This is a genomic window from Lactobacillus selangorensis (assembly GCF_001437205.1).
GTDB lineage: Bacteria > Bacillota > Bacilli > Lactobacillales > Lactobacillaceae > Paralactobacillus > Paralactobacillus selangorensis.
On the sequence record NZ_JQAZ01000004.1, the window covers coordinates 41,280 to 57,713 of the forward strand.

The 16,434-nt window shown below is 47.5% G+C and carries 12 protein-coding genes and 1 pseudogene; all 13 read right to left on the reverse strand.

Translation table 11 applies throughout. The features are described 5' to 3' along the window. Positions 1–11 precede the first annotated feature (11 nt). Positions 12–1,130: a DNA polymerase IV gene (dinB, locus tag IV40_RS06205; protein WP_057769571.1), complete on the reverse strand. Its 1,119-nt coding sequence runs from the start codon at positions 1,128–1,130 to the stop codon at positions 12–14. 107 nt (positions 1,131–1,237) lie between these two features. Further along, positions 1,238–2,752: a glucose-6-phosphate dehydrogenase gene (zwf, locus tag IV40_RS06210; protein WP_057769573.1), complete on the reverse strand. Its 1,515-nt coding sequence runs from the start codon at positions 2,750–2,752 to the stop codon at positions 1,238–1,240. Between the two features lie 90 nt (positions 2,753–2,842). Continuing rightward, positions 2,843–3,526 carry a metal-dependent transcriptional regulator gene (locus IV40_RS06215; RefSeq protein ID WP_057769575.1) on the reverse strand — a complete coding sequence of 228 codons (684 nt, stop codon included), beginning with the start codon at positions 3,524–3,526 and terminating at the stop codon, positions 2,843–2,845. Between the two features lie 198 nt (positions 3,527–3,724). Next, a pseudogene (locus IV40_RS06220) lies at positions 3,725–5,050 on the reverse strand (aldehyde dehydrogenase family protein); the annotation flags it as partial. Positions 5,051–5,395: 345 nt separating this feature from the next. Continuing rightward, the gene (gene yajC / locus IV40_RS06225) at positions 5,396–5,764 is read right to left on the reverse strand and encodes a preprotein translocase subunit YajC (RefSeq protein ID WP_082617993.1); all 369 of its coding nucleotides are present in this window, start codon (positions 5,762–5,764) and stop codon (positions 5,396–5,398) included. Positions 5,765–5,883: 119 nt separating this feature from the next. After that, the gene (tgt, locus tag IV40_RS06230; protein WP_057769579.1) at positions 5,884–7,026 is read right to left on the reverse strand and encodes a tRNA guanosine(34) transglycosylase Tgt; all 1,143 of its coding nucleotides are present in this window, start codon (positions 7,024–7,026) and stop codon (positions 5,884–5,886) included. Between the two features lie 668 nt (positions 7,027–7,694). Next, positions 7,695–8,729: a tRNA preQ1(34) S-adenosylmethionine ribosyltransferase-isomerase QueA gene (gene queA / locus IV40_RS06235; protein ID WP_057769581.1), complete on the reverse strand. Its 1,035-nt coding sequence runs from the start codon at positions 8,727–8,729 to the stop codon at positions 7,695–7,697. A gap of 13 nt (positions 8,730–8,742) precedes the next feature. After that, positions 8,743–9,756 carry a Holliday junction branch migration DNA helicase RuvB gene (ruvB, locus tag IV40_RS06240; RefSeq protein WP_057769583.1) on the reverse strand — a complete coding sequence of 338 codons (1,014 nt, stop codon included), beginning with the start codon at positions 9,754–9,756 and terminating at the stop codon, positions 8,743–8,745. A gap of 21 nt (positions 9,757–9,777) precedes the next feature. After that, a complete protein-coding gene (gene ruvA, locus IV40_RS06245) occupies positions 9,778–10,389 on the reverse strand; it encodes a Holliday junction branch migration protein RuvA (protein ID WP_057769585.1) in 612 nt (203 codons plus the stop codon). Positions 10,390–10,482: 93 nt separating this feature from the next. Next, positions 10,483–12,426, reverse strand: a complete 1,944-nt coding sequence (mutL, locus tag IV40_RS06250; protein WP_057769588.1) for a DNA mismatch repair endonuclease MutL — start codon at positions 12,424–12,426, stop codon at positions 10,483–10,485. A 22-nt stretch (positions 12,427–12,448) separates the two neighbouring features. Beyond that, on the reverse strand, positions 12,449–15,082 hold the full coding sequence (gene mutS, locus IV40_RS06255) for a DNA mismatch repair protein MutS (protein WP_057769591.1): 2,634 nt from the start codon (positions 15,080–15,082) through the stop codon (positions 12,449–12,451). 81 nt (positions 15,083–15,163) lie between these two features. Next, complete coding sequence (locus IV40_RS06260) at positions 15,164–15,967, reverse strand: TIGR00282 family metallophosphoesterase (RefSeq protein WP_057769593.1); 804 nt, start codon at positions 15,965–15,967, stop codon at positions 15,164–15,166. A gap of 86 nt (positions 15,968–16,053) precedes the next feature. Next, positions 16,054–16,422 (reverse strand): DUF1827 family protein, encoded by a 369-nt coding sequence (locus IV40_RS06265; protein WP_057769596.1) that lies wholly within the window; start codon positions 16,420–16,422, stop codon positions 16,054–16,056. Positions 16,423–16,434 lie beyond the last annotated feature (12 nt).

The window sequence follows — 16,434 nt, forward strand, 5'->3', positions numbered from 1 at the left end:
AACAAAGCAACTCACAAATCGAGGCGGATATTTTCAAACGTCAGCGGTGTCAGACCAGTAACTGTGATTCCCAATAAACGGATTCCGCCGCTGGCAGTCATCTTGTTTTCGGTCCAGATTTGGCGAGCAATTGCAGACAAGTCTGTGGCGGCCGCTAGCGGTTCGCCCAACGTTTTGCGGCGGGTGAACGTATTAAAATCCCGATTCCGCACTTTGATGACCACTGTTTTGCCATGCAGCTGCCGGGTCCGCAAACTATCCGCCACCTCTGCGGCCAAACGATCAAAGCGATGGAAGACGGCTGTTTCGGTGGTCAGGGGTTCATCATAAGTTTCTTCTTTGCCTAGCGACTGACGGGTCCGTTGATATTCGACGGGGCGATTATCAATACCACGCGCATGCTGATAAAGAACATAGCCCATTTTACCGAATTCACGAATCAGCTGGCTCTGGCTCAGCAATAATAAATCGGCCCCCGTATAGACACCGAGTGCATTCATTTTCGGCACCGTCTTTTTGCCGACCCCATGAAATTTTTCAATCGGCAAACGGGCTAGAAAATTCTGAGCCTGTTCCGGCAGAATCACCGTGCGGCCATGCGGCTTGCGATAATCGGAGCCCATTTTTGCTAAAAACTTATTGTAGGAGAGACCGGCCGAACTGACTAAATGTGTCTGACGGGTAATCGCATGCTGAATGTAAAACATCAAGGCAATCGCATCTTTCTCGCCCAGCTTATTGGCCGAAATATCGAGGTAGGCTTCATCCAAAGCCACCGTTTCGATTTGATCCGTCACCGTATGGAAGATTGCATGAATCTGGTCGGAAATTTCACGATAATGCGGGAAATTCGGCCGTTTAAAGACCGCTTGTTTATTAGCGCGCACTAATTCGGCCGCTTTTTGAACCGGCATCGCTGAATGAACGCCATATTGACGTGCAATATAGTTGGCCGTTGTCACAACCCCTTTGCCGCCCGTCTCACGAGGATCACGGCCAATAATCAACGGAATGGTGCGATATTGCGGATGATCCCGCATTTCGATCGAAGCATAAAAAGCATCCATATCAATATGCAAAATACGCCGCTGGGTATCATTTTTCAACGGCACTTCCAGCCAATCCTGCATGCTTAGTCCCTCCTTCCTAAAGTGTGCTTAGGCATCAAAAAGAGTCCGCACTAAAATGTGTGAACTCCTGATTGACTCGTTTGAAAGCAGTTGGTACTGCCCTATTTTTAATCAGCTGTTTCGGCGCCATCGACATTTGGCGCATAGAACCACTGGCGGTTATCCCGTTGCAGAAGTTCCTGTGCGGCATCCGGACCCATTGTCCCAGGTGTGTAGTTTGGAAAGGCCGGCTGTTCGGCATCCCAGCCCTGACGAATGACATCGACAAATTTCCATGTCTGGGCCAATTCACCCCAATGTGTGAAACTAGTCATGTTACCGTCCAAAGCGCCTAAAATCAAACGTTCATAGGCTTGCGGACTGTCCTGAATTGTCTTCTTGCTGTGGGCAAAATCAAGCGTATTGTCGACCGTCTGGAAACTCTGGCCGACTTCCTTGCCATTCAGCTGCAAAGTATATCCTTCATTCGGTTCAACATTGATTGTCAGCACATTCGGTTCCAAGAACTGATTGTTTGTCGTGGGCTGCTGGAAGATATCGATCGGCGACTTCTTGAACACGATGTTGATCTGCGTCGACTTATGTGTCAGACGCTTCCCGGTGCGGATGTAGAATGGCACTCCGCACCACCGCTCGTTATCAATCATAATTTTGCCGGCCACATACGTTTCAATATTTGAAGTCGGCGAAACGTTTTCTTCATCCCGATAAGCCTTGAGTTCCTGGCCAGCCACTTTGCCGGCGCCATACTGGCCCCGTACAAAGTTGGTCATCGCTTGGTCATGATCGTACATCCGCAAACTATCGAAGAAACGTTCCTTCGCATTCGTCACACTCGGTGCGGAGAAATCGACCGGCGGCTCCATGCCGACTAAGGACATGATTTGCATGATATGGTTCTGAACCATATCGCGAAGGGACCCAGCAGTTTCATAATAGCCGGCCCGATCGCCGACACCAACATCTTCGGCCAAGGTAATCTGGATGTTATCAATATATTCTTTGTTCCAAACGGCGCTTAGAATCGGATTGGTAAAGCGCAGGGCGAACAAGGATTGAATCATTTCCTTGCCTAAGTAGTGATCAATCCGATAAATCTGATTTTCATTAAAGGCGGCACTGATATCGTCGTTCAGCTTTTTGGCACTGTCATAGTCACGGCCAAACGGCTTTTCAATGATTAAACGGTTGTAGCCGTTATCTGTCAATAAGTGTTCTGACTTGATCTGATTGGCAATCGTTCCGAAGAAACGCGGTGCCATCGCCATGTAATAAATCCGGTTGCCGTCGGTGCCGTACTGGGCATCGAGTTTAGCGGCCAGTTTCCGCAGAACGACATAATGAGCCGCATCGGTCACATCATTGGATTGATAATAGAAGTGGCTTGCAAAGCTTTTTTCTTCATCGGCTGAAACATTGACATCGGCGGCTGCCAAAGAATCGTGAATGATGCCGCGATAATATTCATCCGGCCATGAACGGCGTGATGTCCCGATAACAGCAAAGTGATCTTTCAGATAACCATGCTGGAACAGTTGAAATAAAGCTGGGTAAAGTTTCCGTTGGGCTAAATCGCCCGAGCCACCGAAAATAATGAATAACTTTTTTCTTTCCTGAACCACTTTTTATTCACATCGCTTTCTATAAAAACACTACACCTTTTATTTTAGTTGTTTTGCGGCAGCAATCAATTACTTTGCTGACACAAATCGTTACTTTGTATCACTCGCTAACTGTTCAGCAGTTGGATGGGTAATGAAAATATGGTTGGCCGCTTTAACGCTGACTTGCATTTCTCTATGCTGAGTATGATCTAAAATGGCTAATGGGCTTTCGAATAAACCAATCTTCTGCAAGGTCACCACATCCCCGATATTCAAGCCCAACTCGATGATGTAATCCAGCAATTCGTGGTCATCAATAACGCGATCAATGACGACCGTTTCGCCGACTTCAGTATCGGCCAATGGTTCATGACTCTGGCGCTGAAATTGGCCATGCGAATCCGGAATCACACCACCATGCGGACAGCGCTTCGGGAAGCCAAGGAAGACATCTAAATGGTCCGCCAAATCGCTATTGGTCACATGCTCCAGCACTTCCGCCTCTTTGTGAACCGCATTAAACGAATAATGTAGTTTTTGAACGAGAAAAACTTCCCACAGACGGTGGTTGCGCACCAAAAGAGCCGCCTCACGCACCCCTTTTTGTGTCAACTGGATGCCTTGGTACGGCATGTGGGTCACATATTTTTCTTTAACGAGTTTAGCCACCATTTCGCTCACAGAAGCTGCCGACACGTTCAGTCCCGATAAAATTTGTTTGTTCGAAACTTTTTTGACGTCGCCGCCTAATTCAAAAATAATTTTTAAATAATCTTCTTTATTCGGTGTCACAATAATCCCATTCCTTGTTAAATTCGACCTAATCCGGTCTGTGTTAAAAACAGTCTTTATTGTCTATTATGCCTTATTTGGAACAGAAAAGAAAGCGTTGTACCAAACGACACAAAAAACCGGGACAATTTTGTCCCGGTTTTTTGTTTAACCGTCATTTTAAAGAGGTACTTAGGCGAAGTCATCGTCCAGCAAATGCAAGTTATCACGCCGCTGTGAAACATGCTTGATGTTGATCAAGTTGAGGGCAGTCACGTTGTTGGAAACGGAGTTGTGACCCCATGACCCGCAGCCTAATGTTAAGGATGGAATCAAGTTGTTGTACAAACCGCCGATTCCGCCTTGGGCACCTGGCTGGTTGATTAAGATCCGAACAGCTTTCATGGCCTTGCTGAAGGCTTCAATCATGTCCTGGTCCTGGCTGTGCAAAATAGCAGTGTGGCCCAAACCACCTAAATCAAGCACACCTTCTGAATATTCAAAGGCTTGTTCAGGTGTGTCAGCTTTGACTAAGGCCAAAACTGGGGATAATTTTTCACGGGACAATGGGTAATCAGGCCCCACGCCGCCGATTTCAGTCACTAAGACTTTGGTGCCAGCGGGAACTTTGACCCCAGCCAAATCAGCAATTTCTTGGGCAGTATGTCCAACAATCTTGTTATTGGCGGACTGCTTTTCCATGTTGATGGCAACATTCTGAACGGCTTCGACCTGATCCAGCGGCACCACATAAGCATGATGCTGGTTCATTTCGTCTTTGAAGGCGTCGTAAATCTTGGCATCTACAATCGCAGTTGATTCAGCAGCACAAATCATGCCATTATCGAATGATTTGGAAGTGACCAAGTCATCGACAGTTTCCTTCAAATTTGCGCTTGCATCGACATAAACGGGCACGTTACCAGGGCCAACCCCTAAAGCAGGCTTCCCTGTTGAATAAGCAGTCTTGACCATTGAATTCCCGCCCGTGGCCAAAACGATGGCAACATCAGGATGATCCATTAAGGCATCGGATGCTTCCAAACTCGGCTTATCGATCCATTGGATGCAGTTTTCAGGGGCACCCGCCTCGATTGCTGCTTTACGAATAATCTCACCAGTTTTAACGGATGATTGTTGTGAAAACGGATGGAATCCAAACACGATTGGGTTCCGTGCTTTGATTGCAATCATGGAATTGAAGATGACCGTTGAAGTTGGGTTGGTAACGGGTGTGACACCAGCAACAACGCCCATTGGTTCAGCGATTTCTGTCAGACCTAATGTTTTGTTTTCATGCAAAACACCGACCGTCTGCATATCTTTTAATGTATTCCAAATGACCTTAGAAGCATAAATGTTTTTTGTGACCTTATCCGGCACATTGCCACGTTTTGTTTCCTTGACCGCCATTTCGGCCAGTTCGTTCCGTGCATCGTACCCAGCTTTCGCCATCGCAAATACAATTTGATCCACTTGTGTTTGTGACATGTCTTCAAGTTGTGCAAATGCATCCTGTGCATTTTTAACAAGTCCATCTACCATTGTCTGAACTTCTTCTGTCAATTGAGACACCCTCCATCACTATTTTCGCGCGTTATTAATTTTATGAAAGAAATCATTATGTTATTCTTTTCACATTTAAGAATAAGCGTAATTGAATCACTTGTAAAGGAATCTTTGTGAAAAATACCGCCGCACATAAAGTTGTTAAATAAACGATACAAGGGTTAAATGCCGAATTTTAGCATTTTCAAAAACCAGTCCCATTTTTACGAAAACGATTGCATTTGAATGTGCTTGTGAAATTTTTATTAAAATTTTTCAAATTAAAAAGCCGTCAAACGGGCATTTTGCAACTCGTTCAACGGCTTGTGAAGCATTTTTAAGCTATTTTTGATCCTGATCCTTATCAGCGGACTCCTGATCGGCGTCTTCTTCATAACCACGATCTTGCGGAGCAGCTTCTTGATCGTCCTTCTTTGTTTCAGAAACGGTCGGCTGTGCCGCTTTCACAACACTGCGGACAGCAGATAAACTGTAAGTCAGATATACCCCATCGGCATCGATCACGACTGTTTTGGCATCTTGATTCAAGGAATCAACGGTCCCATGCAAGCCGCCAATCGTGACGATTGCATCGCCCTTTTTGAGCTGGCTCATCATTTCCTGATGCTTCTGCTGCTGTTTCTTTTGCGGCCGGATCATTGTGAAATACATCAATACGAATAACCCGATCATTAAAATAATAAACATCATGTTACTGCCACCGGCTGCGGCAGCTGCGAATAAACTTGTCAAATTGATCTCCCCTTATTTGTGAAAATTACATTACTGTAACTGTATCAAAAAAGACGGCTGACTTCCAGCACAAACGGCTAAAAGTTGCGGGCGTTTTCCTGATTTAGGCCGTAACGTTCAAAGAAATCCTGCCGGAATTCCAATAAATTGTCGTCCATGATGGCCTGACGAACATCGCCCATTAAATGGATCAGGAAGTACAAGTTGTGATACGTCGTCAGATGGATGCCGAACGTTTCATCGCTCTTAATCAAATGACGAATGTAGGCCCGGCTGTAATTGCGGCAGGCATAGCAATCGCAATTGTCGTCCATCGGCCCAAAATCATGCGCATACTTGGCATTCTTAACGACCAGCCGGCCATGCGAGGTCATCACAGTCCCATTACGGGCGATTCGAGTCGGCAGGACACAATCGAACATATCGATGCCTCGCAGTACCCCATCAATCAGGGCATCCGGCGAACCAACCCCCATCAAATAACGGGGCTTGTTTTCCGGCAGCAACGGTGTCGTAAAGTCGAGCACATGGTTCATTTCTGCCTTTGATTCACCAACAGATAAACCACCGATTGAATAACCGGGGAAGTCCATGCTGACCAGGTCTTTGGCGCTCTGTTCACGGAGATCCTTGAAACCGGCCCCCTGCACAATGCCGAATAAGCCTTGTTTATCTGGATTGCGATGCGCCTTCAAACCACGCTCAGCCCAACGACTGGTGCGGGCCACCGACTTTTTCACATAATCATAGCTTTCGAAGAACGGCGGGCATTCATCAAAGCTCATCATGATATCCGGTCCCAGCGCATTTTCGATGTGGATTGCTTTTTCCGGTGACAAAAACATTTTGGCCCCATTCAAATGATTCTTGAAGTGAACCCCTTCTTCGGTGATGTCCCGCATCTTGGCGAGTGAAAAGACTTGGAAGCCGCCCGAATCGGTCAGAATACCCTTTGGCCAGTTCATAAAGGGATGCAGGCCGCCAGCTTCTTCGACGATTTCGGGACCGGGACGGAGCCACAAATGGTAGGTATTGGCTAAAATAATACCGGCCCCCATTTCGGCCAATTGTTCCGGCGACATTGCCTTAACGGTGGCTTGGGTGCCAACCGGCATAAACATTGGTGTCGGGAACGTGCCATGCGGGGTAACAATCTCGCCGAGCCGGGCGCCGGTGTGCTTTTCTTTCTTAATTAAATGATACTGAATTGGTGATTCCATTTTTTCATTCCTTTTCCTTAAAATCTATGCTTTCCATTCTATCAAACCCATTTCAAAACACAAACTTTATTTGTGGGCATATTGGTTGTAAGCGCTAACTAGATATGCTATATTGACTGCGTAGGAAGGAATAAAAACGCAAGTTCACACCTATTTGGATGATATTTTTATCATGTGGATAGTAACCATTGATCTAGAGTTCGTTAATACTCTAAAAGTTTTTTCTCTCGAAAAGTCTTGCAGAAGCGTCTGCGGACGTTAATTTAGCATAGCTCCTCTATTTGTGAAAGTAGTCCATCGATCAATTGTTTTTGAAAAAGTTTCTGATTTCGATCAATCTGTAAAGACTTTACAAGTTGTCGTTGATCATGACCGATTCAAACCTTCCTACTCTAAAAGCCGCTAGGTTCTGGTGTGAAGCCTAGTGGTTTTTTAGTATTTAAAAAGAGGCTGTGACCTAAGTGTCTCTTTCACGAAAAATGACTCTTTAAATGCAAAAATTGCATTTAAAGAGTCATTTTTATTTTAACAGTATAAATTTGCGAAACGCAGTAACCATCTGACATTGACTAGATTTTACAAAGCTAGGTAAATGCCTAGATGGTCTTGCGAGGGGAGCTACGACGAAGTCAAAAACCCGACTTCTGTAGCTCTCCCTTTTAAATCCGTTAATAAATAAACATCGCATCGCCGAAACTAAAGAAACGGTACTTTTCAGCGACAGCATGCTGATAAGCATTCAAAATTGTATCACGGCCGGTGAAAGAGGCCACCAGCATGACCAGCGTTGATTTAGGTAGATGGAAATTAGTGATGAAGGCATCGACCACTTTCCACTGGTAACCCGGCTTGATGAAAATATCGGTCCAGCCGCTGTCGGCTTTGATTTCACCGTCAAACTTGGTGCCAATCGTCTCGAGCGTCCGAATCGAAGTCGTGCCGGTTGCAATGATGCGGCCGCCGTTCGCCTTGACTTCATTCAGCTCCTGCGCAGCTTCAGGGGTCAAGCGGTAGAATTCACTATGCATCTTGTGATCTTCGATATTTGCCTCTGAAACGGGCCGGAATGTGCCTAGACCAACGTGCAGGGTCAGGTAAACGAGTTTCACACCTTTATCCTGTGCCTTTTGAAGCAATTCCTTCGTCCAGTGCAGGCCAGCAGTCGGAGCGGCCGCAGAACCCATTTCCTTGGCATAGACGGTCTGATACATTTCAGGATCGTCGAGCTTTTCTTTGATGTACGGCGGCAGCGGTGTTTCACCTAATTTTTCGAGAATTTCCATAAAAATGCCGTCATAATGAAATTCAATCATCCGGCCGCCGTGTTCCAATTCTTTGGTCACAGTCGCCGACAATAAGCCATCGCCAAAATCAATCTTAGTCCCGACTGGTGCTCGGCGGGCTGGTTTCATCAGTGTTTCCCATTCATCGCCCTGCGTGTTGTTTAATAACAAGACTTCCATATGGGCGCCAGTGCCTTCTTTGGTCCCGTACAAACGGGCCGGCATAACACGAGTGTCGTTCATGACGACGGCATCGCCAGGATTTAAGTAATCCAAAATGTCATAAAAGTGTTTGTCCCACATCTGGTCGGTTTTGTGATTCAAAACCAGCATCCGTGAGGCATCACGTTCTTGTAAAGGTGTCTGGGCAATCAGTTCATGCGGCAATTCATAGTCAAAATCTTCCGTTGTTAAGCTCATTTTGATAACTCCTTTATTGTTGATTGGCAGGATAAGGGCGGCCAAGATGACGGTAGCCCTGTTCGGTCACAATTCTACCACGTGGCGTTCGTTTCAAAAAGCCGATTTGCAACAAATACGGTTCATACATCGAAGCAATCGTTTCGGTTTCTTCACCGATATTGGCAGCAATCGTATTCAGCCCGACTGGCCCGCCATGGTAATAATCAATCATCATCGTCAATAATTTACGGTCGACATTATCTAAACCATGGTCATCGACCTGAAGCTGCTGCAAAGCACTCGCTGCAAGTTTCTCATCGACGACATCCTGATCAGAAACTTCCGCAAAGTCACGGACCCGTTTTAAAAGACGGTTGGCCACTCGGGGCGTCCCTCTTGAACGACGGGCAATCTCATGCGCCCCTTCTTCGGAAATCTGCATCCCGAAAATATCGACCGACCGTTCGACGATGTCTGTCAAATCAGCTTCAGTGTAATACGCCATATGGGCGACAATCCCAAACCGATCCCGCAGCGGCGCCGATAAAAGTCCGGCTCGTGTCGTCGCACCGATCAGCGTAAACGGCGGCAGTGGGAAGTGAACCGGATGGGCAGTCGGTCCTTGTCCGATGACAATGTCAATGTAGAAATCCTCCATGGCCGAATACAACGTTTCTTCGACGATCTTCGGCAGCCGGTGGATTTCATCAATAAAGAGGACATCGCCGGCTTGCAGTTCATTCAGAATCGCCACCAAATCACCAGGGCGTTCGATTGCCGGGCCGCTGGTGGTGTGAATATGAACACCCAATTCATTGGCAATTACCATTGCCAAAGTGGTTTTCCCTAAACCAGGCGGTCCATACAGGAGCACATGGTCCAAGGATTCTTCCCGCTTTTTGGCCGCTTGGATGTAGACCGCCAACTGGTGTTTAATCTGATCCTGCCCAATGTACTGGGCCAGTGTCTGCGGCCGCAGCGACTTTTCGGCGGCTTCCTCATGCGAATCGGTATTGCCGCCATCGACAAGCCGTTTATCAGTCATCACACGTCCTCCTTCCTCACATTACTTTTTCATCAATAAACGTAAACCTTCACGGAGATAGGCATCGGTCGTATCGGCCTGAAACTCGTTCAGTTGCGGTGTGATCGCCTTAATCTCCCGTTGCGAATATCCTAAAGCACTCAGGGCCGCCAAACTTTCCTTCAGGCTCTGCGATGCATTTTCCGGAATAAAGTTCAGCGACTGCTGGCCTAAAGCCATTTCAGGACTGTTCAAATCGTCTAGTTTGCCCTTCAGATCAAGAATAATCTGCTGGGCTGTTTTTTTGCCGACACCTGGGAATTTCGTCAGATAAGCGACATCATCGGCCCCAACTGCATTGATCAAACCGGCATGGTCGTTATTGGCCAAGATAGCTAAAGCACTCTTGGGCCCGATACCGGAAACGCCGATCAGCTTTTCGAATAATCGCTTTTCATCATGGTCATAAAAGCCGAATAATGTGATTTCATTTTCACGGACGGCCTGATAAATAAATAATTTAACCTCGTGCTCCGCATCTTCCTGATAACGGTACGGATTGGCAACTTGAACCTGGTAGCCCACGCCTGCCACTTCTAAAACCACATAGTACGGTGTGACCATCGTAATAAATCCAATCATATATTCATACATTTTTTAACCCACTTTACAGTACATATGTTTGCTGTTTCATTTTAACATACACAAAATAAAAAGCCAGATTGCTCTGGCTTTCATTCAAAACGCTTATTCTTCACCGTTCCAGCTCTCATGCGGATCTTGAATCCGTTTGAACATTTTTTGCAGGTCCTGCGCCGAAAAATGAATCAAAACTGGCCGCCCATGCGGACAGTTAAACGGATCTTCGGTTGTCGCAAGTTTAGCCAACAATGCGCGTGCCTGCTGATCATCAAGATGATGGTTGGCTTTGATAGCCTGTTTACAGCTAGCCATGATGGCGGTCTTCTCCCGAAAACTGGCCACCGTCAATTTGTGTCCAGCCAATAATTCATCAATCAACCCACGGGTCAGTTTTTCTTCATGGCCCGGCTGCATCCACGTCGGATGACTATGCACCACGAAGCTGTTTTGTCCAAACGGTTCGAGATGAATCCCAACGGCTTCCAACAGCGGCAGTTGTTCCCGAATCCGAATCGCATCGGTATTCGGATAATCCAGCACCAGCGGCACCAGCAGATTTTGCTGGTCAGGGCTGACTTCGCCGATCGCGACCCGAAATTTTTCGTAGTTGATTCGTTCCTGAGCCGCATGCTGGTCGACCATGTAGAAGCCATCAGGTCCTTCCGCCACAAGGTACGTCCCATGCACTTGCCCTAAATAGCGCAAGGTCGGAAAACGTTGTGATTCAGCGGCTTGTGTTTCGGCCGTTTCGACAGGTGACGTTTCCGCAGGCTGATCGTCGGCATTCGGAAATGGGACCGCTGGGACGTCTGTTTGATATTTAGCGTCCCAGGCAGCCAACCGTTGCGGCTGCGTGAAGATCGACTGGCCGTCATCGGCCGCTTCATCCGGCAGCGATGCAGGTGCTTGGGTTTGATACGGCTGCGGTGCCGCTTCGGCAATGCCGCTGTTCGAATATGACTGCTGCTGGCTGCTAATCTGATTGAGATTCATCTGCAGCTGTTCCAAATCAATATGATTAGCCGTTTTTTTCTGCTGCTGATTCCGCAACGCATCGGGAATCAGATTCTGCTGGGCCAGTTTCGTACGAATTGTCGCTTGAATCAGCTTGGCCAAGTCAGCTTCTTTGCTAAGCCGCACCTCCCGTTTTGTTGGATGAACGTTGACATCGACCAACAACGGGTCCATCTGCAAATTGAGGATTACAACTGGATAACGGCCGACCATCAATTTAGAACCATAACCGGCGATGATGGCTTTATTCAGCTGGGTATTCTTGACATAACGACCGTTGATCAACAGTGAAATGTACTGCCGTGAAGCTCTGGTCAATTCCGGCAGTGACACATAACCATCCAGCTCGAAATCAGGCGTTTCCCCATGGACGGGCAAAAGTTTCTGAGCAACGCTGACCCCATAAATGCCGGCGATTGTTTGCTGCAAATCACCGGTGCCGGCGGTTTTCAGCTGCACGCCATGTTCATTTTTCAACGTGAAGGCAATTTGGGGATGCCCCATTGCCAACCGGTTGACGATATCGACAATATGCGCCAATTCGGTTTGATACGATTTGACGTATTTTAACCGGGCCGGCGTGTTGTAAAACAAGTCCCGCACCGTGAGAGCGGTCCCCTTGCGGACGGCTTCCAAATGCTGATCGAGAATGTCGCCGCCTTTGATATGGACGGCAGTGCCGACTTCGCCAGTGGATGTTTCTAAAGTCACATCAGCCACACTAGCAATACTGGCTAAGGCTTCACCCCGAAACCCTAAGGAACGGACCCGAAACAAGTCGTTGCGGTCGTGGATCTTGCTGGTCGCATGACGTTTAAAGGCCGTATCGACATCATCTTGTTCGATTCCGTCCCCATTATCGGTCACTTGAATCGTATCCAGACCGGCTTTAACGATCCGAATATCGATTTGTGTCGCATGGGCATCGATCGCATTTTCGACCAGTTCTTTGACGACCGAAGCCGGCCGTTCGATAACTTCGCCGGCTGCAATCTGATTACTGAGTGCTTCCGAAAGTTCATGGATCTTTGCCATGTTGTTCGTCCCCTTTCTAGGCTTACTTCATTAACTGCTGCTGTAATTCATTTAACAAGTTCATCGCATCCATCGGTGTTTCATTCATCAAATTGACCTGTTTGATCTGTTTGAGAACTGTTTGCGAGGCTTTATCAAGCGACTTGACTGGTTGCTCCGGTTCGCCGAATAAGGACAGCTGCTGTTCGTCGCCAGCATTCGATTCGGCAATCACGGCTGGCTGCGGGCTTGCGGATGCTGGTGCAGTTTCTTGCTGCTGTTCAAGTTCAGCCCCTTGTTTTTCGAGCTTTTGTAAGACCTGATCAGCTCGTTTCAAGAGTGAATCGGGTAAACCTGCTAATTTGGCCACATGAATCCCGTACGACTTATCAGCCGGTCCCGGCATCATTTTATGCAGGAAAATCAATTCGCCATTTTTTTCGATTGCACCGACATGCACATTTTTCAGTTCCGGCAGGTGGTCCTCTAAAGCCGTCAGTTCATGGTAATGCGTCGAAAACAAGGTTTTGGCATGGACATGGTCATGAATGAATTCGATAATCGCCTGAGCGAGTGCCATCCCGTCGTAAGTCGCCGTCCCCCGCCCAATTTCATCAAATAAAATCAGACTGTTGGCCGTGGCATGGCTTAAGGCCGCATTGGCTTCCATCATTTCGACCATAAAGGTACTTTCGCCGGAAATCAGATCATCGGCGGCTCCGATTCGGGTGAAAATCTGATCGAAAACGGGCATCGTGGCCTGATCCGCCGGAACGAAGCACCCCATCTGCGCCATGATAACCGTCAGTGCCAATTGCCGCATGTAGGTACTCTTTCCTGACATGTTTGGCCCTGTGATCAGCAGGATATTGGTGTCTTTCGGCATCGTCACCGAATTAGGAATATACTTCTGCTGGCCAAGGACACGTTCAACCACTGGATGGCGGCCGTTAACGATCTCAATATCGTGTTTATGGGCCACCAATTTCGGCCGCACATAATGGTCATTTTCACTGACAACAGAAAAGCTCTGCAGAACGTCGAGGGCGGCCACCCCTTGTGCCAATTTCTGCAGGCGCTGAATTTGCTGTTTGACTTGTTCCCGAATCTCGGCAAATAAATCGTATTCAAGGGCCGTCGATTTATCCTGTGCCTCCAAAATCAGCTGCTCTTTTTCTTTCAATTCCGGCGTGCTGAATCGTTCGGCATTGGTCAGCGTCTGCTTGCGGGTGTAACGTGCTTCGGGCACTTGCGCCAAATTCGACTTAGTCACTTCGATATAATAGCCGAAAACATGGTTATAACCGATTTTAAGGTTGTGAATGCCAGTCTTCTCACGTTCGCTTGTTTCCAAAGCAGCAATCCATTGCTTGCCGTTTTGCATTGCATCCCGGTATTGATCCAATTGCTCATTGTAGCCATCGCGAATCACACCGCCTTCTTTGACGGACAGCGGCGGTTCATCCACAATGGCACGTGCAATCAAGTCCCGAATATCATCGACAGGATCAAGATGATCAAGTACATCATCGAATGCTTTGGTTTCGTTGATCTTCAACAAAGTATCTTTGATCTTCGGAATCTGTTCCAGCGACGTCTTCAGCTGAATCAAGTCCCGGCCATTAACACTGCCGAATGCGACGCGTCCGGCCAGACGTTCAAGATCATAGACTTTAGTCAAATTGGTCTGCAGTTCGGACCGTTCGAAATAGTGTTTCAATAATGCGGCCACTTTATCTTGGCGGCGTTCAATTTGACGAATGTTAAGCAGCGGCCGTTCGAGCCATTGCTTCAGCAACCGGCCGCCCATCGCCGTTTTGGTTTCATCGAGCAGCCATAGTAAGGTGCCGCTTTTGTGCCCTGTGCTCAGTGATTGTGTTAATTCCAAATTGCGCTGAGCCGAATGGTCGAGCTTCAAAAACTGCGACGGTTCATATTCGACCGCTGGTTGTAAGTGTGCCAAGCTCCGTTTTTGGGTGGCAATCAAATACGTCAGCAGTTGTTCGAGCACCCTTTTTTCGAGGGCATCAGCGATGTGCTGGGTCACAAAACTGACTTCGGACTGAACAGTGACTTCGTCTTCGTAAGAAACGAGAATATTCATCTCTGCGAAACGCTTAACCGTTGCGGCCGGAAATTCATGACTGACGACGACTTCTTTGGTCTGGAGACTCATCATTTCATTGATGACGGCATCAAGCCGATCGAGCCGGCTGACCTTCATTTCGCCGGTCGACAAATCGGTGTAGGCAAACCCATAATCGTCCCCATCTTTGACCACCGCCGTTAAGTAGTTGTTCTCTTTGGCACTGCCAGCTTTTTCGTCAATAATTGTCCCAGGTGTGATCAGCTGAATCACGTCCCGTTTGACCATCCCAGTCGCCTTGCGGGGATCCTCAAGCTGTTCGCAGATGGCCACTTTGTAGCCTTTGTCGATCAGAATATCGATATAATTCTGAACGGCATGGTGCGGCACGCCGCACATCGGAATCGGATTGTCGACACTCTTGTTCCGTGCCGTCAGTGTTAATTCCAGCAACTGCGACCCCTTGATCGCATCATCGTTGAATAATTCATAAAAATCACCGATTCGATAAAATAAAAATGCGTCCGGATACTGGTCCTTGATCTGCTGGTATTGGACCATCATCGGAGTCTGCTTTTTCTTTGCTGCCATGGCGGCCTCCTTTTTTAAAATACATACTTTAAGCAAGAACGAAGCCTGACAGACCCGCTGCCAAGCTTCGTGTTTGATTTATTAGTCATTCATAAAGGGATGATCCGGATTGATCTGGAACGATTTGATCTGGCGGGCCCGACCTGATTTATCGCTTAAGTCAACGACACACCCATCGAGCTGGCCGCCGCCGTCCGTTTCCACTTCGAAACGAACGGGACGCTGCGTCAGAAACCGTTGGATCACCTTTTCGTATTTCGTCCCCAGTACCCCATCATAAGGGCCGGTCATGCCGGCATCCGTCAAATAGGCGGTTCCTTGCGGCAGAATACGGGCATCACTCGTCTGCACATGCGTATGCGTGCCGACCACTGCCGAAGCCCGTCCATCCACATACCGGGCAAACGCCATTTTTTCACTGGTCGTTTCGGCATGGAAATCGATAAAAATATAATCCGTTTGCTTGAGGAGCTCCGTTAATAGCGCATCCGCCTTTCGGAATGGGTCATCGAGATCATTCAGGAACACCCGCCCCTGCAGATTGATCACGGCCAACTTTTGCTGGTTGACGTTGACCACTGTGAAACCACGGCCAGGCGTTCCTTCTGGAAAATTAGCGGGCCGCACCAGTTTGTGCGTCTGATCGATAAAATCTAAAATTTCCTGATTGTCCCACGTGTGGTTGCCCATCGTGACAACATCGGCACCATCCTGGAGCAGGCCCTTGTAAATCTTCTTCGTAATGCCTTTGCCGACCAGTGTGGCATTTTCGCCGTTCACAATGGTGACTTGCGGCTTGTAACGCTGTTTGAGCCGTGGCAGGTATTCATGAATCATTTCCTGTCCCATTTGACCAACGACGTCACCAACAAAAAGTATCCGCATAATTTTCCCCTTATTCTGTTTAAACTGAATCCCTTCCTATTGTAGCAATTTTAAGCACAAAAAAACAGGGGGGTTCCCCCTGTTTGCTACTGAGCCTGGTCCGTCGTGACTGGTTTCTCGATGATGACGATATCGTTGACCTTGAGATGCCGATGGATGTGCGTTTCGATTTCACTTTTGGCCACATGGTCGACATTGAGTGCAGCTGCGTCGCTCTTTTCATGAAGCAGCTTATCGACAACAAAATCGATCTGTTCCTGTGAAATCCGGCGTTTCTCGTTGGTCATGATAATATCGATTCTGGTAAAAGCATCGACATAATAAACATGCGTACTGCCCACCGTATACATCTGGAAATATTTGATCGCATGTTTGCCATATAAATAATCAATTGTTTTAGGAATCATTTTGTGCAAGCTTGCGCTGACACGAATCGGATTTGCGACTAATTTCATTTGATCAGCTCC

What these genes read in the sequence shown, in the direction of transcription:
- dinB (WP_057769571.1), bottom strand. Translation starts at nt 1,130, where the DNA reads ATGCAGGATTGGCTGGAAGTGCCGTTGAAAAATGATACCCAGCGGCGT.
- yajC (WP_082617993.1), bottom strand. Translation starts at nt 5,764, where the DNA reads ATGATGTTTATTATTTTAATGATCGGGTTATTCGTATTGATGTATTTC.
- tgt (WP_057769579.1), bottom strand. Translation starts at nt 7,026, where the DNA reads ATGGAATCACCAATTCAGTATCATTTAATTAAGAAAGAAAAGCACACC.
- queA (WP_057769581.1), bottom strand. Translation starts at nt 8,729, where the DNA reads ATGAGCTTAACAACGGAAGATTTTGACTATGAATTGCCGCATGAACTG.
- ruvB (WP_057769583.1), bottom strand. Translation starts at nt 9,756, where the DNA reads ATGACTGATAAACGGCTTGTCGATGGCGGCAATACCGATTCGCATGAG.
- ruvA (WP_057769585.1), bottom strand. Translation starts at nt 10,389, where the DNA reads ATGTATGAATATATGATTGGATTTATTACGATGGTCACACCGTACTAT.
- mutL (WP_057769588.1), bottom strand. Translation starts at nt 12,426, where the DNA reads ATGGCAAAGATCCATGAACTTTCGGAAGCACTCAGTAATCAGATTGCA.
- mutS (WP_057769591.1), bottom strand. Translation starts at nt 15,082, where the DNA reads ATGGCAGCAAAGAAAAAGCAGACTCCGATGATGGTCCAATACCAGCAG.
- IV40_RS06260 (WP_057769593.1), bottom strand. Translation starts at nt 15,967, where the DNA reads ATGCGGATACTTTTTGTTGGTGACGTCGTTGGTCAAATGGGACAGGAA.
- IV40_RS06265 (WP_057769596.1), bottom strand. Translation starts at nt 16,422, where the DNA reads ATGAAATTAGTCGCAAATCCGATTCGTGTCAGCGCAAGCTTGCACAAA.